Annotated in this window: 20 protein-coding genes; 5 read left to right on the top strand and 15 right to left on the bottom strand. The window is 37.9% G+C overall.

Annotated features, from left to right (window positions below; all coding sequences use genetic code 11):
- Window positions 1-43 precede the first annotated feature (43 nt).
- Window positions 44-409 carry a YhjD family protein gene (locus QNH20_RS07275; RefSeq protein WP_283922227.1) on the top strand — a complete coding sequence of 122 codons (366 nt, stop codon included), beginning with the start codon at window positions 44-46 and terminating at the stop codon, window positions 407-409.
- Between the two features lie 20 nt (window positions 410-429).
- On the opposite strand, the gene QNH20_RS07270 is transcribed toward QNH20_RS07275, so the two are convergent.
- Window positions 430-990, bottom strand: coding sequence for a competence protein ComK (locus tag QNH20_RS07270; protein ID WP_283922226.1), 561 nt, complete (start codon window positions 988-990; stop codon window positions 430-432).
- A gap of 197 nt (window positions 991-1,187) precedes the next feature.
- Here QNH20_RS07270 and QNH20_RS07265 point away from each other — a divergent pair, with 197 nt between their 5' ends.
- Window positions 1,188-1,424, top strand: a complete 237-nt coding sequence (locus QNH20_RS07265) for an IDEAL domain-containing protein (protein WP_283922225.1) — start codon at window positions 1,188-1,190, stop codon at window positions 1,422-1,424.
- A gap of 125 nt (window positions 1,425-1,549) precedes the next feature.
- Here the strand turns inward: QNH20_RS07265 and QNH20_RS07260 are convergent, their stop codons facing one another.
- The 11 genes from QNH20_RS07260 to hemE all read right to left on the bottom strand — a co-directional run bounded on the left by QNH20_RS07260 (window position 1,550) and on the right by hemE (window position 14,742).
- Window positions 1,550-2,821: a M48 family metallopeptidase gene (locus tag QNH20_RS07260; RefSeq protein ID WP_283922224.1), complete on the bottom strand. Its 1,272-nt coding sequence runs from the start codon at window positions 2,819-2,821 to the stop codon at window positions 1,550-1,552.
- A gap of 100 nt (window positions 2,822-2,921) precedes the next feature.
- A complete protein-coding gene (locus QNH20_RS07255) occupies window positions 2,922-3,230 on the bottom strand; it encodes an AzlD domain-containing protein (protein ID WP_283922223.1) in 309 nt (102 codons plus the stop codon).
- Window positions 3,220-3,951 (bottom strand): AzlC family ABC transporter permease, encoded by a 732-nt coding sequence (locus QNH20_RS07250; RefSeq protein WP_283922222.1) that lies wholly within the window; start codon window positions 3,949-3,951, stop codon window positions 3,220-3,222. Before QNH20_RS07250 ends, QNH20_RS07255 begins: the two co-directional genes overlap by 11 nt.
- A 202-nt stretch (window positions 3,952-4,153) precedes the next feature.
- On the bottom strand, window positions 4,154-4,930 hold the full coding sequence (locus QNH20_RS07245; protein WP_283922221.1) for an enoyl-CoA hydratase-related protein: 777 nt from the start codon (window positions 4,928-4,930) through the stop codon (window positions 4,154-4,156).
- Between the two features lie 88 nt (window positions 4,931-5,018).
- On the bottom strand, window positions 5,019-6,581 hold the full coding sequence (locus QNH20_RS07240) for a fatty acid--CoA ligase family protein (RefSeq protein ID WP_283922220.1): 1,563 nt from the start codon (window positions 6,579-6,581) through the stop codon (window positions 5,019-5,021).
- Between the two features lie 132 nt (window positions 6,582-6,713).
- Entirely contained in the window at window positions 6,714-7,703 is a 990-nt protein-coding gene (gene lplA, locus QNH20_RS07235; protein WP_283922219.1) for a lipoate--protein ligase, read from the bottom strand.
- 16 nt (window positions 7,704-7,719) lie between these two features.
- Window positions 7,720-8,454, bottom strand: coding sequence for an MBL fold metallo-hydrolase (locus QNH20_RS07230; RefSeq protein ID WP_283922218.1), 735 nt, complete (start codon window positions 8,452-8,454; stop codon window positions 7,720-7,722).
- A 293-nt stretch (window positions 8,455-8,747) separates the two neighbouring features.
- Complete coding sequence (locus QNH20_RS07225; RefSeq protein ID WP_283922217.1) at window positions 8,748-10,913, bottom strand: YhgE/Pip domain-containing protein; 2,166 nt, start codon at window positions 10,911-10,913, stop codon at window positions 8,748-8,750.
- Window positions 10,914-11,136: 223 nt separating this feature from the next.
- Window positions 11,137-12,579: a protoporphyrinogen oxidase gene (gene hemY / locus QNH20_RS07220; protein ID WP_283922216.1), complete on the bottom strand. Its 1,443-nt coding sequence runs from the start codon at window positions 12,577-12,579 to the stop codon at window positions 11,137-11,139.
- Window positions 12,580-12,617: 38 nt separating this feature from the next.
- On the bottom strand, window positions 12,618-13,550 hold the full coding sequence (hemH, locus tag QNH20_RS07215; protein ID WP_283922215.1) for a ferrochelatase: 933 nt from the start codon (window positions 13,548-13,550) through the stop codon (window positions 12,618-12,620).
- Window positions 13,551-13,695: 145 nt separating this feature from the next.
- The gene (gene hemE, locus QNH20_RS07210) at window positions 13,696-14,742 is read right to left on the bottom strand and encodes a uroporphyrinogen decarboxylase (protein ID WP_283922214.1); all 1,047 of its coding nucleotides are present in this window, start codon (window positions 14,740-14,742) and stop codon (window positions 13,696-13,698) included.
- Window positions 14,743-15,003: 261 nt separating this feature from the next.
- On the opposite strand from hemE, the gene QNH20_RS07205 reads away from it, so the two are divergent.
- From QNH20_RS07205 to QNH20_RS07195, 3 genes are all read left to right on the top strand, one after another.
- A complete protein-coding gene (locus QNH20_RS07205) occupies window positions 15,004-15,501 on the top strand; it encodes an antibiotic biosynthesis monooxygenase family protein (RefSeq protein ID WP_283922213.1) in 498 nt (165 codons plus the stop codon).
- Window positions 15,502-15,637: 136 nt separating this feature from the next.
- Window positions 15,638-17,035 (top strand): hypothetical protein, encoded by a 1,398-nt coding sequence (locus QNH20_RS07200; RefSeq protein WP_283922212.1) that lies wholly within the window; start codon window positions 15,638-15,640, stop codon window positions 17,033-17,035.
- Between the two features lie 152 nt (window positions 17,036-17,187).
- Window positions 17,188-18,363: an amidohydrolase gene (locus QNH20_RS07195; protein ID WP_283922211.1), complete on the top strand. Its 1,176-nt coding sequence runs from the start codon at window positions 17,188-17,190 to the stop codon at window positions 18,361-18,363.
- A 21-nt stretch (window positions 18,364-18,384) separates the two neighbouring features.
- On the opposite strand, the gene QNH20_RS07190 is transcribed toward QNH20_RS07195, so the two are convergent.
- The 3 genes from QNH20_RS07190 to QNH20_RS07180 form a co-directional block, all read right to left on the bottom strand.
- Window positions 18,385-19,107: an EcsC family protein gene (locus QNH20_RS07190; RefSeq protein WP_283922210.1), complete on the bottom strand. Its 723-nt coding sequence runs from the start codon at window positions 19,105-19,107 to the stop codon at window positions 18,385-18,387.
- 103 nt (window positions 19,108-19,210) lie between these two features.
- On the bottom strand, window positions 19,211-20,422 hold the full coding sequence (locus QNH20_RS07185) for an ABC transporter permease (RefSeq protein ID WP_283922209.1): 1,212 nt from the start codon (window positions 20,420-20,422) through the stop codon (window positions 19,211-19,213).
- Window positions 20,415-21,155, bottom strand: coding sequence for an ABC transporter ATP-binding protein (locus QNH20_RS07180; RefSeq protein WP_283922208.1), 741 nt, complete (start codon window positions 21,153-21,155; stop codon window positions 20,415-20,417). The genes QNH20_RS07185 and QNH20_RS07180 overlap by 8 nt, the downstream gene beginning before the upstream one ends.
- Window positions 21,156-21,800 lie beyond the last annotated feature (645 nt).

Genomic DNA, 21,800 nt, shown 5'->3' with positions numbered 1-21,800 from the left:
CAGAACATTCGTTCGATAAAATAAGAAAGGTGTAGATGGTAAGATGACCAGGATTCCAGAGGATGATCGTGACATAATGGAAAAGGCTATTTATTTACCGATGGTTCTCATCGTCTTAAACCGTGATTTAAGTGTTGTGGAAAATAGTCCATTTAAATTAAAAAAACCTTATTTGGATTTAATTGAAGCAACAATGAAGGAAGTACAGCGGGAACTCTCTGAGGTTAAACAGTATATGAAGAAGAATAAACTTCAAGTCATTGAAACAAAACGGGACGATGCTTTTACGATGTATATGTTTATTTATAAAGGCTATGAAGAAAACCATAATTACTTTAATCCAAGGATTCGCAATAAGGTCCAAGAATTAATGGAGGTATACCTATTAAAAAAACACCTATCCCGCTAAAAGTTAGAAATACCTAACAATTATTTTGGATCTTCTAAATAAAATTCAATACTTTCTGATGCCGTTGATGACTTAGGTCCATGCAGTAAATAAAATAACTTTTTATTGTTAAATTCAACTCTTTGCATAAGCTTCGTTTGTAAATAAGAAGTTCTTAACATTTGTGTATTAAACGTACTATAGGAAACAGGAAAAATACGAGATTGGTTATTTCGAAAAATAACGAGGGTTTGCCTTGCGGAAACACGACGATATTCTTTAACATGAGCAGGGAAGATCCAAATACTCTTAGGATCGCCAGGTGACGCAGTACAGAAAGCATAGATTTTGTTAATTGGTTCTATGACAATTGGAAGTCTTCGTGAATATTCAATTAATAGCCTTGTCCCCTTCCTTCTGCTTTCATAATCTACACCAAAATAATCACAACTGTTTTTAATATTTTGTAATGGTTTAAAAGGTGATAAAAATTCTTCTTCTACTTCAACAATATGGGAATAAATTTTATTGGCATATTCCACTGGTTCAATATACATCGTACAAGAATTCACCAAATATTCTCCAATTTTTATACCTTTCAATACTTTCAACTCCTTTTCATTTTAGCCAACCCACCATATGTTACCACTTTTATCTTTTTATTCCTTTAATTTTGGAAAATGTTACTAAATTATTCACAATTTTCATGTCAAGAAAAATACTATCAGAAAACATTAAAAATTACTGATATTATTTAGAAATTTCCATATAATTTAAAAAAGCATCAGAGGTGATTTTCATGAATGAAAAATCATACACGGAATTAATGAAACTTGGTGCCATGAAACGGAATCGAATGAAAGAGAACTTCATCCAGGACCTTTACATCGAAATGCTCTTGTCAGAAATTCAGCTAACGGTTGAAAAGGAAAAATTACAACGGAAAATTGACTTAGCCATTGACCGCAGGGACAAAAAATCATTTCTCCATTTATCTAGTGAGCTCAAGGAAATCAACAAACGTTTTGGATTGTAAAGGAACGTTTTAAACCGCCACAACTAGGCGGTTTTTGTTTTTTATAAAAAAGTGTAAGCCTCGTTTAGCGGCCTATGGACAATAAAAAAACTGAAGACAAGATTAATGTCTTCAGTTTTTTTATCCTATTTATCTCGATGCTTAATCTCATATTCTTCGAGCATGGAAATACGATCAAGCATAGAAGGATGGGTATAACGGAAAATTTTAACCAATAACGGCGGGTTTACCTGACTTAATCCAGAGCGGGTTAATTCTTGAAAAGAGGTAATCGCAGCCTCAGGATTTTTTGTCATCTCAATTGCATATTTGTCAGCTCGTGTTTCCTGATAGCGTGAAACTAAGTTCGACAAAGGGCTTGCAGTAAATATGAGCATCGATAGAATCATAAAAAATAACGGTAGAGAGCGAATATCTCTTACATCTGATATTTTAAGTTCCTTCCCAAAGCGTCCCACTGCCCAATTCATCAGCCTATAGGTCAAATACAGCCCGAGTAACGATAAAAGTAAATAGCCGGCAATTCCGAAATAAATATGTTTTTCAACATAATGACACATTTCATGGGCCATAATAAAAAGAATTTGTTTATCATTTAGCCTGTTTAACGTCGTATCCCAAAGGACAATCCTAGCATTCGTGCCAATCCCCGTTACATATGCATTTAAGGAATTGGTTTTATCCGCCATATTCACCTCAAAGACATGCTTTGCTGGAATATCAGCCTTATCAGCCAAGGCTAGAATCTTTGATTCCAATTCCTTGTTTTTTAATGGATAAAAATCATTGTATAAGGGGTCGATGACAACCGGCTGAAGAAACATCATGAATATCGTAAAGGGAATCGATAACAGCCATCCATAAAGCCACCAACGCTTTTGGCTTTTCTTCATCAGCCAGTATAAGACAGGGACAATAATCAACAATGTCCCGTAATTAATCCAAAAATCAATCAACTCATCCTTCATCCAAGAAGGAAAGGTTTGTGTTGAAATATGATAGGTTTTGGCTAAAGAATAACTAATATACTTTAAAGGAAAAGTTGCTAAAAAGGAAAAAAAGGATAACCAAATTAAATAAATTGCCATTTGCAGCAGTTTAAACTTTGAAGAACTTTCAGCCCAGCGTTTAAATGCTTTTGAAAAACCGAATAACAAAATAAGAAAATAAAAAAGCCATTCAAACGGTGTTGATAAGAAAAACAATAGGTTTCTAACTTTTGAATACTCCTCGCTTAAACTTAGCTCTCTTCCGTTAAGAAAGGTAGATGGGTCTGCCTTTGATCCTTCATATTCAAATGGCAATGTTACATCGGCAAAGTAAAATAAATACCAATAAAAAAACAGTCCATATAAACAAAAGGCCAAAACCGCATAGACCCCCATTTTTCTTACCATGATTTTGTCCCCCTTTGTGTACAGCCTCTCCTATACATAGTTTAGTTAAATATGGCGGTTTTTAGAACTAAGCAAAAAAAAAGCCAGCACAGGGACTGACTTATAGTAGAAAAGAGTATAGCGCAAGAATGACAATAGAGCCAAGGACTACCAAGATTACATTGGCTCCTAAATAGGCAGCTATGAAGGCAGCTGCAGCCCCTAGTATCCCGTACCAAATATCATCTTCTTGAATAAAGATAATAGCTGGAAATATTAACGCGCCAAGGGCGGCATATGGAACATTCTTTAGCACCCCTTGAATAAATGGCGGAAGCTCCTTCCCTTTAAACAGAACAAAAGGGAGCATTCGCGGAATATAAGTAACAAGCCCCATTCCGAAAATCATCCAAATTATTTCACTCTTCATGTCGCCTTCCTCCACGTCTCGTTTTCATCACTTCTGCTATTTCAATGATAATGGCCGATAATAGCGTAGCCGTGACAATTGCCCAGCCCTGAGCCATGATGTGGCTGATTGTAAAAATTGAATTAAAAATCGCTCCAAGTACGGCCAAGAAAATCACTTTTGCACTTTTTTTCATCGAAGGAACCAGGAGCCCAATAAACATAGCATACAGGGCAACACCCATACTCTCCTGTAATGTTTGGGGCAGACTGGCCCCAATAAGATGGCCCATACCTGAACATACCACCCAGCTTGAGTAAGCTATTGAAATGAGGCCGAACATAAATCCTGTTGTTACTCTTCCTTCCCTTGTAGCTGCAACAGAAAACGTTTCATCAGTAATTCCAAAAGAATAAATTATTTTGTTAAAAAGATGATCTTCTTCACACTTTTCATTTAAAGTTGTACACATCAAAAAATGTCTAATATTTACGATAAAGGTTGTTAAAATAATTTCAAATATACTAGTCCCATAAGCAATAAGGCTAAGTGAGATATATTGTGATGCACCGGCAAACACAATCAGACTCATTAAAACCGTTTCATAAATAGATAACCCGGAGGATTTTGCAAGGAGACCAAATGTCAGTGCAATCGGAAAATAACCAATCCCGATGCTGATCCCCGCTTGGACACCCTTTTTAAATTCAGACGATTCTCTTCCTATTGCTAAATCCGCCATCTCGATTCCCCCTCGTTACAATCACTCATATAAACATAGATTTTAGCAAATTTTCTGTAAATATAAAAGTAGAAGCGCCCGCAAAGAACCTCTATGAGCACTTTTCTCTCCCTTTTTTCCTAGATTCGGGCTTTAATAGCCCCGATTGGTCAAAAAAAATCAGTGAGGGTATTTATCCATCCCTCACTGATGACATTTCACATTATTTCCCTTTATAAATAGGTTTTCTTTTTTCGGTGAAGGCTTGTAATGCTTCGATTCGATCCTCAGTTGGAAGTGTTACTTCGTAGGCTTTTCGTTCAATCTGCAGACCTGTGTTTAAATCGGTATTCATTCCATTTTTAATGGCAAACTTTGCTTGCTGTAAAGCTATTGGACCATTTGCAAGTAACAGCGAGCAAAAGCCTAAGCACTCATGCAATAAATCATTACGAGAAACAACCCTTGTCAAAAGTCCAAAGTCGCAGGCCTCGTCTGCCGTCAGCCTGCGTGCGGTTAGGATTAGCTCCAATGCCTTCGCCTGACCAATAAGTCTTGGAAGCCGCTGCGTCCCGCCAGCGCCTGGAATAATTGCAAGACCGGTTTCTGTTAGCCCCATTACCGCTTCCTTTGCTGCAATCCGAAAATCACAAGCCAAGGCAAGCTCCATACCGCCACCGAAAGCAAAGCCGTTTATGGCGGCGATGGTTGGTTGGGGAAGATTATCAATTGCGTTAAAAACCTCATTTATCTTAAACAAATTTCGTTTCACTTGCTCATTAGTTAGGTTTTTTCGTTCTTTTAGATCGGCACCAACGCTAAAGGCCTTCTCGCCTGCACCGATAAAAATAACAGCCCTGACCATTGAATCAATCCGGATTTCTTCAACCTTTCTTTGCAATTCCAGCAATGTCTCGTAATTAAAGGCATTGAGTGCTTCCGCACGATTAATGGTAACAATCGCTATATGATTGTTCACCTCAAGTAATATTTGCTCCATTTTCTCCACCCCTTTACTTTAGAAATTCGAAAAAGGCAGGTAAAATGCCTGCCTTTCATTAGAAAAATTTTGCTAAAACATAAAAATCTTACTTTCCAACAGCTTGCGTAACCTGTGCTTTAAGGGCACGCCTCAATATTTTCCCTGTTGTGTTCTTTGGAAGTTCTTCTAAAAACTCGATCGTTGTTGGTACCTTATATTTAGCAAGATGTTCTTTACAATATTCAAGTATTTGCTCCTTGCTAAGTTCAGGGTTTTTGCTGACAACATAGGCATTTACAGCCTCACCCTGGTTAGGCTCTGGAACACCAACCACTGCCACTTCAACAACATCTGGATGATTGTAGATCACTTCCTCCACTTCACGAGGATATACATTGTAACCGCCTATAATAATTAAATCCTTTTTCCGGTCAACAATATAAAAGTACCCTTCTTCATCCATTCGCGCCATGTCACCAGTATGAAGCCAGCCGTTTCGAATCGTTGCTGCTGTTTCTTCAGGCATTTTATAATAGCCCTTCATCACATTTGGGCCACGCACAATTAGTTCACCAACGCTGCCAACAGGTACATCTTCACCAAGTTCGTCAACTACTTTGTTCTCCACCTTCATAATCGATGTTCCAATGGAGCCAGGCTTGCGCGGACGATCAAGCGGGTTAAAGCACGTGACAGGTGATGCCTCTGATAAGCCATACCCTTCCGAAACCACCACATTAAATTTCTGTTCGAAATTCTTTAAGAGAGCAACTGGAAGTGATGCACCCCCGGAAATACATAATCGTAATGATTTCAGGTCATCAGGGTGTCCATCTGGAAATTGATAGAGGAAATTATACATTGTCGGAACACCCGCAAAAACAGTTGCCTCATATCCCTTTATTAACGCAAAAATTTCCTTCGGACTAAATTTTGGTACAATCAACAAGGTTGCACCACTTAGTAACGGTGCATTTAAGGCAACTGTCAAACAGAAAACATGGAACATTGGAAGGACTGTTACCACTTTGTCATCGTTATTCATTTTTAAATAATCTGCAACATCTTTGGCATTGCTATACAAATTCCTATGGGTTAACATTGCACCCTTTGGTTTTCCAGTTGTTCCGGAAGTATAGAGAATGATTGCGACATCATCATCCTTAAGCTCGGGACCTTGGAAAGTTAATTCACCTAAAGCAACAACCTCTGAAAACGATTTCATTTTTGTATAAACTGAAAGGTTTTCAATCTCAGATTTAACTAGACTATCAGGCTTTGTTTCACAAAAAACGTATTGCTCAATTTTTGGTAGTAAAGCATGGACTTTTTCCACTAATGGTAATGCTAAATCGAGTGCAACAACCGTTTTAACATCCCCATTATTTAAGATGTAGCCAATTTCATCAGCCGTGTAAATTGGATTAATGGGAATGACGGTTACCCCTAGCCGTAATGCCCCATATAAGCTGATAATAAAATGTGGTGAGTTGCCGAGCAATAAGGCAATATGATCCCCTTGCTTGATTCCTAATTTCTCTAACCCCGAAGCAAACTTTGTAATTGCCCCATCCAATTCTGCGTAAGTACTTGCCTGACCCATAAAATAATACGCTGGTTTTTCAGCAGAGCTCTTAGCTATTTCATTTAGCTTTGCAGATAGATTCATTGTTCCCTCCCCCTGTGAATGAATACTCATTCACTAATTCGTAAAAATTTTCTAAATATATTATATTGCTAGAAAGTTAAGTATTCAAGTATTATACACAAAAACGCGGTGATTTTATCACCGCGTCAGTTATTAATAAATTAAGTTGATAAATTCTTCTTTTGAGACACTTCCAAAATAATGAGTGATATCCACCTCTGAAAGTCTCTTCTCAATTTCATTTTTTTCATAACGAATGCCTTTTAATATGTTTTCGATGTCACTTACATCACCGACACCAAAAAAGTCGCCATATATTTTACAGTTTTCTAAGATTCCTTTGTTCACTTCTAAGCGGACATCGATAGAACCGACCGGAAAGCGGTGAGAATGCTGCAGATTGAACTTAGGTGATCTCCCGTAGTTCCATTCCCAGTTTTGGTAGCGCTCCTCTGATAGCTGATAAATCTTTTCCCAGTCTTCCTCAGTTAACATGTATTCAGGTATTTCTTCTTGTCCGGCAAAGATGGATGTTAAAATTAATGAACGGAACTCTTGAATATCAATTTTTTCTGTCAGAAACTCAGAAATATTGGCTACCCGGCTGCGAACCGATTTAATTCCTTTTGACTCAATTTTGTCCTTCTTGACCTTCAAGGCAGATACAACATGATCCATTTCTGAATTAAAAAGCAGGGTACCATGGCTAAACATTCTCCCTTTCGTGGAAAATTGTGCATTTCCAGAAATTTTCCTACCCTCAACTTCCAGGTCATTTCTGCCGCTTAACTCGGCGTTTACCCCTAATTTTTTCAGTGCTGCTACTACCGGCTCAGTGAATTTACGGAAATTATGAAAGCTTTCCCCATCATCCTTTGTAATAAAACTAAAGTTTAAGTTGCCAAGGTCATGGTAAACAGCTCCCCCTCCGGACAATCTGCGCACTACGTGTATACCATTACTCTCAACATATTCTGTATTGATTTCTTCAATTGTATTTTGATTTTTTCCAATAATGATGGATGGTTCATTTATGTAAAATAATAAATAGGTTTCATTTATATCAAGATTTTTTAAAGCATACTCTTCAATCGCCAGATTTATCCGCGGGTCGGTGATGCCCTTATTATCGATAAATAACATAGTATTCTGTCCCTTCTTATAGTGAAATAGATAGAAATTCGTCTGCAAGTTTTATTATACCAGTAAATTTGCAAGATGCCTCAGTAATTAAATCCGCTAGGTTTCCGTACTGCGGCAGGTGTGTAAGAATTAATTGTTTTACATCGGCTTTATGGGCAAATTGCCCTGCCTCCACGCTGTTCATATGACCTGCTGATTTACCGTTTTGATGTCCGTATAAATTGCATTCACACAGTAAAACATCGGCTCCCCTGCTGAACTCAATAAACTCTTCTTTAAAGGAGCTGTCGGCAGTATAGACTATTGTTTTACCATCTGCCTCTATTCTCATCGCGTAGCATGGAACAGAATGGTTTGTCTTTAAAAATGAAACTTGAAATGGACCTATCGAAAGCGTACTATTAGGATCATAAGCGACCCCTTTTGTGATATTTTTATAAGTTAGTTTGGCAAATTCATGATGGTCAAATTTATGACCATATAGCGGTAATGTTGGGGATTCCTTGCTTAATAATCCTTGAATTAGTCTTGCATGCTGCAGGACACCGATATCTGCGATGTGATCAGGATGATAGTGAGAAATGATGGCCGCATCCAGTTCTTCAGGCTTGATAATATTTTGCAGCTTCGAAAGAACCCCGCTTCCACAATCTATTAATAAGTGAAAACCCTCATGTTCAAGCAAATATCCAGAGCTTGCACCATTCTGTTTTGGATATCCACCCCAAAAACCGATTACTGTGAGTTTCATGTCTACTCCTCCATTTCTAGGATTCCTATATTTAATATACTCAAAAATCAGTTTGTTTTCATAATAAAACAAATTACTTGTTTTTCCCACAGGATCCGGGCACGTAGAACCTCTTCGTTACCTTACAACTATTTTTCCATGGATCCGGGCACATAGGAACCGCTACCACTTTTTCATTCCTTTTTATCCCATATTTGTTCCACATTAGAGCAAAGTATTCCTTTACTTTTCTCATTTTAGATTATTTGGAGAAACAAAAAAACCAGCCGAAACAGGTCGGCTGGTAAAATACTTTATTCACTAACTAAAGTATTATTTTGATGTTTATATCGATACCTATGTCTCATTGTGAAATAAGCGATTGTTCCAAGGGCGAATGCAACTAAGAAACCTAAGAGAATCGTAGCATTTTGCCACATATAGCTGAAGTCACCACTTGAAATAACAGCCTTAAAGCCACTAACCGAATAGGTCATCGGCAGTAATACATTAAAGTGCTGAAGGAAATTTGGAATTAATTCAAGCGGGAAGGTTCCGGCACTTGTTGTTAATTGGAAAATCAAAATGAGAATCGCCAGGAAACGCCCTGCATCAGAAAATACTGAAACTAGTAATTGAATTAAAGCAATGAACGTCAAACTAGTAATGATTGAAAATAAAATAAACCTAGGAACACTTTGTACGTCAAGACCTAATCCAGCAAGTAGAATGACATCTACTAGTAATGCTTGGATAATTCCAACACCTGCCATGACGGAAAACTTGCTAATAAACCAGTTAAATCCGCTTGATGGCATTACCGTTGTATCGCGAAGCGGGAAGACAATCGATAATAGTAGTGCACCAACAAATAAGCCTAATGAAATGAAGTATGGTGCAAATCCTGTTCCATAGTTTGGTACATGATTAATTTTTTCATTATCGAGTTTTACTGGATCAGCCATCATATTGTAAGTTTTTTCATTTGAATGAACTCTTGAAGCATCTTTTGCCCCATCAGCAAGCTTATCTGATAATTCCTTGGCACCCTCAGAAAGCTTGGATGTTCCGTCTTTTAGTTGCCCAGAGCCATCAGCTAATTGACCCGTTCCGTCTGTAATTTGATCTGCTCCACCAGTTAACTGACTCATACCAGCAGAAAGGGTTTTGGTACCATCATTTAATTTTGATGAACCTGCATATAAATCATGGATCCCTTTTTGTAATTCCTGCTGACCACCATTGATTTTGCCAATACCAGTAATCAATTGATCAAAATAAGGGTTTGTTTGTGCTTTAATTTTACTTTCCAAACCATTCGATGCACCGTCTAATTTTTCATTAACGCCTGATTTGAATTGATTGAAACCAGCATCCAGTTTAGGGCTTAATGCAGATAAAATTTGTTGCTGTAACTGTTCTTTCGTTGGTGCATTTTTTTGCTCATTAGCCATTATTTGTTGTACAAGAGCTGGGTCAACTTTGTTGTCAATTAGGGTTTTAGCTAATTTCTGCATTTTTTCTGTTTGCTGTGTAATCGTTTGATCAGCAATATTTGCTGCTAACATCCCTGATAACTGTGATTTAAACTGATCAATGCCGCTATTTAGTTCCCCTACACTTCCAGTCAATTCCTTTTCAATACCAGCTGCTATCCCTGCTGGAAGGTCACGTTTCAATTGTTCAGCACCAGCATATGCATCTTTCGTACCAGCAATTAGTAACGGAAGATTGGCCTCAGCTTTAGCTAACCCGTTTTTCAATTCTGTTGAACCTGCTGCTAATTCCTTTGAACCTGAATTTGCTGTTTTCATCCCATTGTTAAATTCAATGGATTTTTCAGCGAGGGTTGCAAGGCCTTTATTTAAATCATCAGAGCCCTTATTTAAGTCAACTGACCCATCACTTAACTGACCTGCACCGTCGCTTGCTTGTACCACTCCATCAGCAACCTCTGAAATTTTGCTAAACATTGTTTCAGCGTACGTTTCAGTTACTTGTTCTGCAACAGCCGTTTTGATTTTCTCTACAGCTGAGCCGCCGATTTGTGCTGAAAGGAAGTTAAAGCCTTCGTTCGGAGTATAGATCAGTTCCAATTTTTTCGGATTTTCATCCAATAATGTAGTTGCATTTTTGGAAAAGTCTTTTGGAATTTCGATCGCCATATAATATTTTTGGTCTTTTAACTCTTTATAACCTTCATTCTTGTCTACAAATACATAATCAAAATCTTTACTTTCCTTTAAGTTAGAAACTAAATCATCACCTATCTTTAGGTTAATCCCATCAAGTGTTGCACCCTCATCATTATTAATGACCGCAACCGGCAGTTCGTTAAGCTTGTCATATGGATCCCAGAACGCCCACAAAAACATTCCCGCATACAAGACTGGGACAAACAATACAGCGATAATCGGAATTAAAACTTTTTTATTTTTAAATATCGTCAAAAGTTCTTCCTTTAATAAGATGTTTTTCACTACGATGCCTCCTTTTTATTATTATTGACTATTTTGTTCATTTGGTCATTTTAATTCCAAAAATAAGGACTATCTTTTTGGACAATCCTTGTCGAATGCCTTATATCTAAACAAAAAACGTTCATAAATGACCATATGAACATTTCAGTCAGTTGATACTTAAAGAGTATACATCCATTTTTAGTGGTTTGCAAGTAAGAACTATAAAAAAAAGAAGCTGTTATCAATGAACAACTTCTTTTGCAATATTTTTCACCTTTAAATAATCCAACACATTCTGGACAGCTAATTCTCCTTGGTCAATACAATCGGGAATCCCGACACCTCCATAGGAAGCGCCTGCCAAGAATACACCTGGCAGTTCAGTTTTAACATGCTCTAGTATGGTTGCCAGCCGTTGTTTATGACCAACAGTATATTGCGGCATGGAATTTTTCCATCTTGATACAATGGAAAAGTCAGGATTCATGGAAATGTCCATTGTCTTTTTTAAATCGTCGAGGACAATCTTAATGATTTGATCATCTGACAGATCAACAATCGTCTCATCACCAGCTCTTCCGACATAACAACGGAGAAGGACCTTTCCTTTCGGAGTCGAATGTTCCCATTTTTTATGTGTCCATGTACAAGCAGTAATCGAATAATCACTATTTCTCGAAACAACAAATCCGGTTCCATCTATATCATTCTTAATTGCTTCCTCAGGAAAAGCTAGTGATACTGTAGCAACAGATGTGGATGGAACGGCTTTAAATGGATCAAAAAAGCTGTAGTCGGAAAACATCGCTTGTGTTCCCTGATGAGGGGTAGCGGCAATAATACAATCTGCCTTAATCGTTTCCCGATTATTTAGGTAAATTTCATATTTTTGATCTGCTTTTACAATATGATCGACCCGATGGCCTTTTAAGATAGACTTCGGATCTATTTTTGCTTCAATCGCTTCGGCAAAGGATTGAAGGCCTGTTTTGAAGGTTAAGAAAACTCCCTTTTTCTTGTCCTTATTATCAGGCTGTTTCGGTTGCGAGGGGGTCATTTTGTTCATACCCAAGATCAGGCTTCGGTATTTTTGTTCCACTTCATAAAATTGCGGGAAAGTAGACATGAGGCTTAATTGGTCAATATCACCAGCGTATATACCTGATAATAATGGTTCAATTAAATTTTCAACCACTTCATCACCCAATCTTCTTCTGAAAAATCGTCCTAATGATTGGTCTTTTCCGCTTTCTGAACGAGGCAGAATAAAATCAGCCGCAGCTCTTATTTTACCGGGAATGGAAAAAAGACCTGTTGTGATAAATGGTCCTATTTCCGTAGGAATTCCCATGATCGAACCACCGGGCATTGAGTGAAGTTTCTCGTTAACAAGAACATACGATTTACCCGTGGAATTAGGTACTAGTGTGTCTTCCATTCCAACTTCCTTTGCAAGCCTGATGATACTTGTTTTCCTTGCTAAAAATGAATCTGGGCCTCTTTCAATCGTAAAACCGTCTGTTACAACGGTTTGCATTTTACCGCCGAGACGATGTGATGCTTCAATGAGTTGAATCTCGATAGGCAAATTATTCTCTTGTATTGCTTTTTGAAGATAGAACGCTGACGTGAGACCAGCAATTCCTCCCCCAATAATGACAACCTTCTGTTTGTCTTTGGTCACAGACGTCACTCTCTTTCCAAGTAAATTTCTATCTCAACTTATTCCATTAATTTTTTTAGGATTACGCTTGATAAGCAATCTATGAATTCAGCCGTTGCATTCGGCATTTCCGGCCGATAGTAGCTTACTCCTAATTCATCCGTAACCGCTTTGCATTCATAATCATTATCGTATAACACCTCAAGGTGGTCGCATACAAATCCGACAGGTGCAAAAACGAATGATTTATAATGATGAGTGTTAAATAGATCCCTTGTTAAGTCCTGAACATCCGGGCCAATCCAAGGCTCCGGAGTATTTCCAGCACTTTGCCAGCCGATTTCGTAATTCTTTATCCCTGCTTGTTCCGCAATTAAATCAGCCGTTTCCTGAAGCTGACTTGGGTAGGGGTCGCCAAATTGGAGGATTTTCTCAGGCAGGCTGTGTGCGGAAACAATTAAAACTGCTTGTTCCCTTTCCTCCTGTAGCATTTGATCAAAAATTTGTCTTACCTTATTAGCCCAATATCCGATAAATTTCGGTTCCTGGTACCAACTTTCTATCGTTCTAATTTTGAGCCCGCCTAGCTTTTCTGCTTCCTCCACTGCTCTGCCGTTATAGGATTGTACACTGAAGGTTGAAAAATGCGGAGCCAAAACAATACTTACTGCCTCTTTAATTCCATCTACATGCATTTTTTTTACAGCATCTTCAATAAACGGTGCTATATGTTTTAATCCAAGATACATTTTAAATTCAATTTCATCTTGAACATGATTTAAATGTTGTTCAAGCATTTCCGCTTGGTCAAGTGTGATTTTTGCTAATGGAGAGATTCCGCCAATTGCTTCATAACGATTACGAAGGTCTTCCATCATTTCTGGACTCGGTTTCCGGCCATGACGGATATGTGTATAATAGCCTTCTAAATCATCTAATGTATATGGGGTACCGTATGCCATTACCAACAGTCCCATTTTCTTTTTTGTCATATGTTGCACCTCATTTTTAAGTCTCTTTCGCTTTTTCATTTATGAAAAGGGGCATTACGGCTTTGTATACCCCTTATCAAACAACTCACTATATTGTGCCAAAAAATTGGTTAGCTTACCAATTTTAACACCTACAGATGAGAACTTAGCGACTCAATTTGGATGCTGAATACTCATGTATAAAGGATGCTAATCTTTTTAATGTTTCTGGATTAACAGATGGGAATACACCATGGCCTAAATTAAAAATATAACCGTCTTGTGCCATTCCTTGATCTAAAATGGCTTTCGCTCTTTCTTCAATCACTTCCCAAGGGGCTAACAATATCGCCGGGTCAAGGTTGCCTTGAACGGTTTTATGAATGCCCATTTCCCTTGCCTGTTGAATCGGCAGTCGCCAATCTAATCCTACAACATCAATCGGAAGATCATTCCATTCTAATGCCAAATGGCTTGCTCCAACACCAAACATAATTAACGGCACATTTTCTTCTTTTAATGAAGTAAAAATTCGATTCATGATTGGTTTAATGAAATAGCGATAATCCTCCACATTCAATGCTCCAACCCATGAATCAAAGATTTGAATGGCCTTTGCCCCAGCTTTTATTTGCGACTTCACGTATGTAATAATCATATCGCCTAATTTTTCCATCAAAGCAAACCAGGCCTTTGGTTCCGTGTACATGAATGCTTTTGTTTTATTGTAGTTTTTCGAAGGTCCGCCTTCAATCATGTAGCTGGCAAGTGTAAATGGTGCGCCAGAAAAACCAATTAAGGGCACATTCAATTGCTCAGACGTTAATAATTTGATCGTGTCCAATACAAATGGAACATCTTCTTCCGGGTGAATTTCACCTAGCTTTTCAACATCTGCTAGAGAGCTGATTGGATTATCGATCACTGGTCCAATTCCACCCTTAATTTCAACATGCATACCTATCGCTGGAAGTGGGGTCATGATATCTTTATATAATATCGCTGCGTCTACGTTATATTGCTCAACTGGTAAACGAGTGACATAAGCACATAGCTCTGGCTGATGAGTGATTTCAAATAATGAATACTTTTCTTTAATCTCTCTATACTCCGGCTGGGATCGACCCGCTTGACGCATATACCATACAGGTACATGATCTGTTTTCTCACCTCTTGCTGCTTTTAAAAATGTTTCATTAATTGGTCTTGGCATGAATAAAGTCCACCTTTCAAAAAACATGTCTGTTTTCCATTTTAATATATTGAACATAAATTTAAAAACTTTTGAAATGAATGTTAATATACATAGATGTATTCACTATATCGATTAATCCTATTTGTGTATAGATAATGATACTAACTGTCAAAAAAAAGTCGTTTTTACTTAAAACAAATCTGTTTAAATCACAGAAAGCATACTGGAAAATAATACGTATAGACTACTAGAAAATCAATTCTAAAGGGGGAAATAAAAATGCATGTTTATTTGACAACCGGAACGTTCGACTTTTTAAAAAGGATTGAAAGCAAATATCCCAATGAGGTAATGGTGACAATGGTTAATGAAAATGGAGCCTTATTACTTCATGAAACAATTGGAGGAACTGCGTTTAAAGAACCACGCAGATATGAGGTGTTAGAATCTATCGGTGAAATCCAAAAAGAGGGCTTTGCTGTCATGAATAATATCCCCGTAAAAGATGAAGGGCGCCCATTATTTGAGCATCAATTTAAAAACCAAGTTCAAAATATTGAGAATGAACCAGGATTGATTGCTTTTAGACTGCTCCGCCCCTTATCATCCAATACGTATGTGATCCTGACAGTTTGGGAAAATGAGGCCTATCATCAAAAGTGGAAGAAATCCGATACATTTTTTGAGGCTGATAAAATCAAAGGGACTAGTATAAATACACAGCAAAATATTTTTGCGAGTGCACCCTATGTAAGTAAATATTCAATAACCAAATAAATTGTAATCACGGGAATGGAGTGTGAATACTCCATTCTTTTTTCTATTCCCCTCTCACCACTGGATGCAATTTTCATATTCTGTATTACATCCAGCAGGGCTATTGCCCCTAAAGATAAGAAAGGAGGGAAATGAAGTGCTTATCGAGCTTACATCTCTTCATTGGATTTACGTGTCCTTTATTGTTCTTATTATCGGGTTGATGGTGATGAGAAGGGACACGACCATTGTTTGTATTATCGGGATTTTCTTGATTGCTCTTACCGCCACCGGCAATTTAAGTCATTCGATTAGCAGTATTTTCAACAGCTTTAGTTATGCGATTACAGAATTATTGTCTACTATACTCGTTATTTCTATTATCGTCGCAATGAGCCATACCTTGACCACTACCGGGATTAATGATGTCATGATCTCACCATTTAGGAAATTAATTCGCAATCCAACACTTGCCTATTGGACGATTGGGATACTGATGATGGTCATTTCTTGGTTCTTTTGGCCATCCCCTGCAGTTGCCTTGCTTGGAGCTGTTCTCCTACCAGTCGCAAATAAAGCCGGGTTACCAGCACTTGGTGTTGCCATGGCGATGAACTTGTTCGGTCACGGAATTGCTTTATCAGGTGACTTCGTTATTCAAGCAGCACCTAAACTAACAGCAGATGCTGCCGGACTTCCCATTCAAGATGTCATTGATGCCAGTATTCCGTTAGTAATTATTATGGGTCTTGTGACTACTGTTACGGCCTTCTACTTTTTAAAAAGAGACATGAAGCGGGGAATCCTTCAACCCTCTTCCACCATCATACCTGATTCTCCAACAGAAGCATCTGACCAACCTGCCCTATTATCACTCGCTCAAAAACGATTCTTTGCAATATTAGTTCCACTATTACTTGCTGCTGACGTTACTGCGATGTCTATCCTCGATCTGGCCGGTGGTGATGCAACTGCCTTAGTTGGTGGAACCTCCATTATTATTCTTCTCTTAATCACTTTAACAAGTCATAAAAACAAAGGTCTTGAAAAAACAACACAGTATTTAATTGAAGGCTTCCAATTTGGATTTAAGGTTTTTGGCCCAGTTATTCCAATTGCGGCATTCTTTTATTTAGGTGATAGCGGTTTTACAAAAATCATCGGAGATTTTTTACCAAAAGCTTCTCATGGAATCGTCAATGATTTAGGCATCGCACTTGCTGGAGTTGTTCCATTAAGTAAAGCTGTTGGGGCTGTAACGTTAACAACTGTTGGGGCTATTACAGGTTTAGATGGTTCTGGATTCTCAGGCATATCTCTAGCCGGGTCGATTGCAAGTTTATTCGCCGTCACCATTGGTAAAGGCGCTGCCACACTGACAGCACTTGGACAAATAGCCGCGATTTGGGTCGGAGGCGGAACAATCGTTCCATGGGCATTAATTCCTGCTGCTGCCATATGTAACGTGGACCCGTTTGAACTGGCGAGACGAAACCTTGTCCCCGTGTTTATCGGGCTAGTCGTAACAACGATTGTTGCTATATTGTTAATTTAATTAAAGGCCGAATTTTTGTCGGCCTTCTTTTATTCACTAAAAGAGCATAAAAGTAAAAAGAAATTCACTATTAAAATCAACATAATTGTATATAAGTGTTAAAATAGTTTGAAAATACACTCTTTAATTTGAAGCATTGGGAGGGATTACATATGTTAAACAAGCTTTTTAATAAATTAGAAGGTTACTACGAAGAAATGGTCTCAATCAGGCGCTATCTGCACCAGCATCCAGAATTATCGTTTCAAGAATATGAAACGGCAAAATTTATTCAATCCTATTATGAAAAAATTAATATTGAAGTAAAGGGTAATGTAGGTGGTAATGGAGTGGTTGCCAAAATCTATGGGAAAAAGTCTGGTAAGACGGTTGCATTACGTGCAGACTTTGACGCATTGCCCATTCAGGATGAAAAAAATGTTCCTTACAAATCATTAGTACCTGGAGTCATGCATGCATGTGGACATGACGGTCATACTGCTACACTTCTTGTCCTTGCGAAAGCATTAAATGAACTTAGTGAGGAGCTCGAAGGGACTTACGTCTTTATTCATCAACACGCGGAAGAATATGCTCCCGGCGGAGCAGCACCAATGATAGAAGATGGCTGTTTAGAAGGTGTAGATGTAATCTTCGGCACACATTTGTGGTCAAGTGAACCAACAGGAACCATCCAATACCGAACAGGTCCAATCATGGCAGCAGCAGACCGTTTTGAAATTGAAATTCAAGGTCAAGGCGGCCACGGAGCACAGCCGCATAAAACAAAGGATGCCATCGTTACCGCTTCACAACTCGTATTAAATCTTCAGCAAATAGTTAGCCGCAAAGTCAATCCAGTTGAAGCAGCTGTTGTCACTGTTGCTTCCTTCACTGCAGAAAATGCCTTCAATGTTATTGCTGACAAAGCAAAATTAGTAGGAACTGTCCGGACTTTTAATGAAGGTATTAGGCAATTAATTGAAGAAGAAATAGAACGAATCATCCATGGCACGTGCTATTCTGCAAATAGCACATATAAGTATGATTTTGTAAGAGGTTATCCCGCTGTGATCAACCATGAAAGGGAAACAGAGTTTTTAATTAGCTGTGCAAAGGATGTTTCTGAGGTCAAAACAATTGAAGAAACCGAACCGCAAATGGGCGGTGAGGATTTTGCTTACTATTTGCAAAAGGTTCCAGGAACCTTCTTTTACACTGGAGCAAAGCCGGTTCGTGATGATGACGGATATCCGCATCACCATCCAAAATTTGATATCGATGAAAAAGCGATGCTCATTGCCGCAAAAACACTAGGTACGGCTGCAATAAGGATTCATAAAGAATAATTAAAAAGCCCCTGTCTCTAGTTAGAGTTCAGGGGCTTTTTGCAGCAGCCTTAATCGGTAGGCATTCATCGCCGTTTCACCTAAATGTTTCAGAAGATTATTATTAGCATAGGCGCCAACAAACGCCCCTATCCCCGGGACAAGCTGAAATAATTTAGCTAGATCAATATAATCACGGTACTCCTGCTGGAACTTGTGCCAATCCATTTCCACGAGTACCTGCTTGCGGCTATCCCAATTCTCAATTTCAAATAAAGTATTCTTGCGAATTTCATCACTTGAAAAAGCTAGTTGAAAAACATGGAGAATAAATAATCTTTCTTCATATTTCCTTGAATCAAATCCATAAACAGAAGCCGCTTCAAACAGAAATTTCATCTTAATTGATAGGAGTAACGGAAAATCTGCAAGACCAAGTAAAATACCTCCAGCCCCTGTCCCTGCTCCTTCGACCACTGCTGTCTTCTGATAGGCAGATATTTTTTTTCGTGCCAATTCATCTCTTTCTGCAAGTGTTAAGCCACGGGCCTGATCTTTATTCGTTGTCACCTGGGAGCCAAATAACGTTGCTTTGACCATTCCTTTAATACTTTCAGTCATGACCTCATGAACCTTATCTGGAATCCATTCGTTGATTTTCCCTTGAGCTTTTTTCGATATACGGTTCATCATTCCTGAACGTCTCTTTAATTTTCGTTTCCATTCTTCTACTTCTTCATAAACCATTAATTCATACTCATTCAATAAGACCACCCCCTCCACAATTCATATTATGCTTAATTACGAGGAGAACCGCCTAATAGTTTCAAAAAAATATCCCCTTCAACTCAAAAGGGGATTTCAAAGATTATGCTTTTAATCGATTTTTACCGTAAAAATATACAAAAATGTAACTAAACCCAAGACCTGCGAGTAAAGCAAGCAATGAAATAAATATTTCACCTTTAATCATAATAAATAATGCGAAAATAACTGCTTGGATCGTTAAGATAATCATTAACAGAAAATAGAATGAAGCTGTCTTATATTTTTGTGCAACTGGGTAAATATCAACCCACAGTTTGTTTTGGTGGTGATTCCATAATGGCAGCAATTGAAATCCGGTTAGATATAAAAATAAAGAACTAAGTAAAATTTGCCCCAAGCCAAATGAAATAAAATAGATGCCAAGCGCGCCAATCACAGTTAAACGTAGGAATAATCCCAGATAATCAGATGAGCGCAAAAACGTTCGTGAAAACAAATATAGATAGGTCTTTTCTTGTGAAAATGGGATTCTGCTAATAAACAAATCAAGCCATATTCTTCGTTTAACAGTGTCCTTTAATTTTGGTACATCCGTAAACATATTGGCCAATCGATAAAAGGAAGCCATTCTCTTTTCTTCGTGGTCAATTAATTGATCCCACTTTAAGCTCATTTTTTTTGTCCGGGCTAAAAAGCTGTAATAATAAAAGCCCATAATCAATGCGATAATTAAAAGATGAATAAGGTTTGCCTGTTTAAATAATAGATAGGAAAATACAGCATTAAGAAAAAAGCGAACAACTATATCCCATCTTTGTACGGATGACTCAATGTAATAATGAGTTTTCCAAGTGACAGCTAAATTCCATCCCTTTGCAATAAGTAAAACAACGAGGAATGGGATAAATGGGCTAAAGCTATTATTATTTACATGTGCATATATTGGCATAAGTATTGCCAGGACCATTAATAGAATATAGCCTTGAAATACAAAGCTTACGATCCCGGAACGGAGAAAATATCCTTTCAATTTATCCTCTAGAGGCAGTAAAAATACTCTGTCAGCTTCAAGCAGAAAGTTGTAAACTGGACTGTATGTTACGAAAAATCCAATGATTACAGCTAAAAAAAGCTCAGCAGGAAAATCAGTTGAAAGTGTTTCAATCCATTTTTGATAATAAAATGCTGCTGTACCAACTAGAAATAACAAGACGATGACAAGATGCCCATTGAAAATATAGCGTAAATATCTTCCTAAATCTTTCATGCGACCACTGGCGCGATCTTTCCACAGTTTCTTCTCATCAAACATAATTTTCTTCCTTCGTCAATTGAATATACAAATCATCTAAAGAGGCTGTTGGCATCGAGAACTGCTCTCTTAACTCAGCAAGTGTCCCTTTGGCACGTATTTTCCCTTCATGGAGAATGACAAAGCGGTCACAATATTTTTCCGCCGTCGCGAGAATATGTGTCGACATTAAGATTCCCGCACCGTTTTCTTTCATCTTTTTCATTAAATCAAGCAAGGATTGAATCCCAAGCGGATCTAGGCCAACAAAAGGTTCATCAACAATATAGAGCGATGGCTGTACCAGGAACGCACACATAATCATTACCTTCTGTTTCATCCCTTTGGAAAAATGAGCCGGAAACCAGTTTAAGCGCTTTTCCATCCGGAATTCTGACAACAGCGGAGTAATTCGCTGTTTATAAGTAGACTCGTCCAGCCCGTAAGCCATGGCAGTTAATTTCAAATGCTCATCTAGCGTTAGTTCTTCATATAAGACCGGTGTTTCAGGAACAAACGTAAACAAGCGGCGATAAGCTTCTTTATTTTCTGTAAAGGAATGTCCATTAATTTTGATGGTGCCGCGATGTGGTTCCATTAATCCAATAATATGTTTAATGGTTGTACTTTTCCCCGCTCCATTCAGTCCAATAAGTCCGACTAATTCCTTCTCCCGAACCTCAAAGGATACATCCTTTAATACAGGGTTCCTTGTGTATCCCCCGACAAGATTGTCAATTGTTAATAAAGACATATGCAAACGTCCTTCCGTAGCATGATTATGGTTATCATTTTATCAAATTCCTCTCGATAAAAATAGGAATTCAATTTATCGTAAAACTTTAAGTATAATTCTATCACTTTCGGACATCATAATAATCGAAGGGGAACAACTTACTTCGATGAAGAAATTCATCAAAACTTGAGATGAGGTGTCTACTAAAGACAATAACATTTCAAACAAGTGAGCTTCCATTCGTTTCAAATAAGGGGATGGTTGTATTGTACAATGTGTATAGTAACCATTTTGAGTTCAAATAACACCAACTGTTTATCTTAAATAATAAACGGAAAATGAGGTGTTTACCGCAGATCGCTACCCGTTTTTATAAGTTGGGAAACATATAAAAACAAATAGGGGATGGTCAGCTTGAACAATGATGTATCTTTATAAAAAACACTCTACGAAAAATGAGGTGTTTATCAAAGAACACTCCTAAATGAACGTACCTGTTGAAGCAATTCCCCTTCGAGAGGGCAGGATTCCATGCGGATCCTGCTCCTTTTTCTTGCGTGGAAAAGGAGAAGAGCGTCGTAAAAATGTATCATTTTTCCCAAACTGAGAGACAATAAGAAATTACTTCTATTGAAAATTGGTGAAACTAAAGCTCTGCTTAAA

This window comes from Neobacillus sp. WH10 (assembly GCF_030123405.1).
Taxonomy (GTDB): domain Bacteria; phylum Bacillota; class Bacilli; order Bacillales; family Cytobacillaceae; genus Neobacillus.
This window is presented reverse-complemented; position numbering and strand designations above follow the sequence as displayed.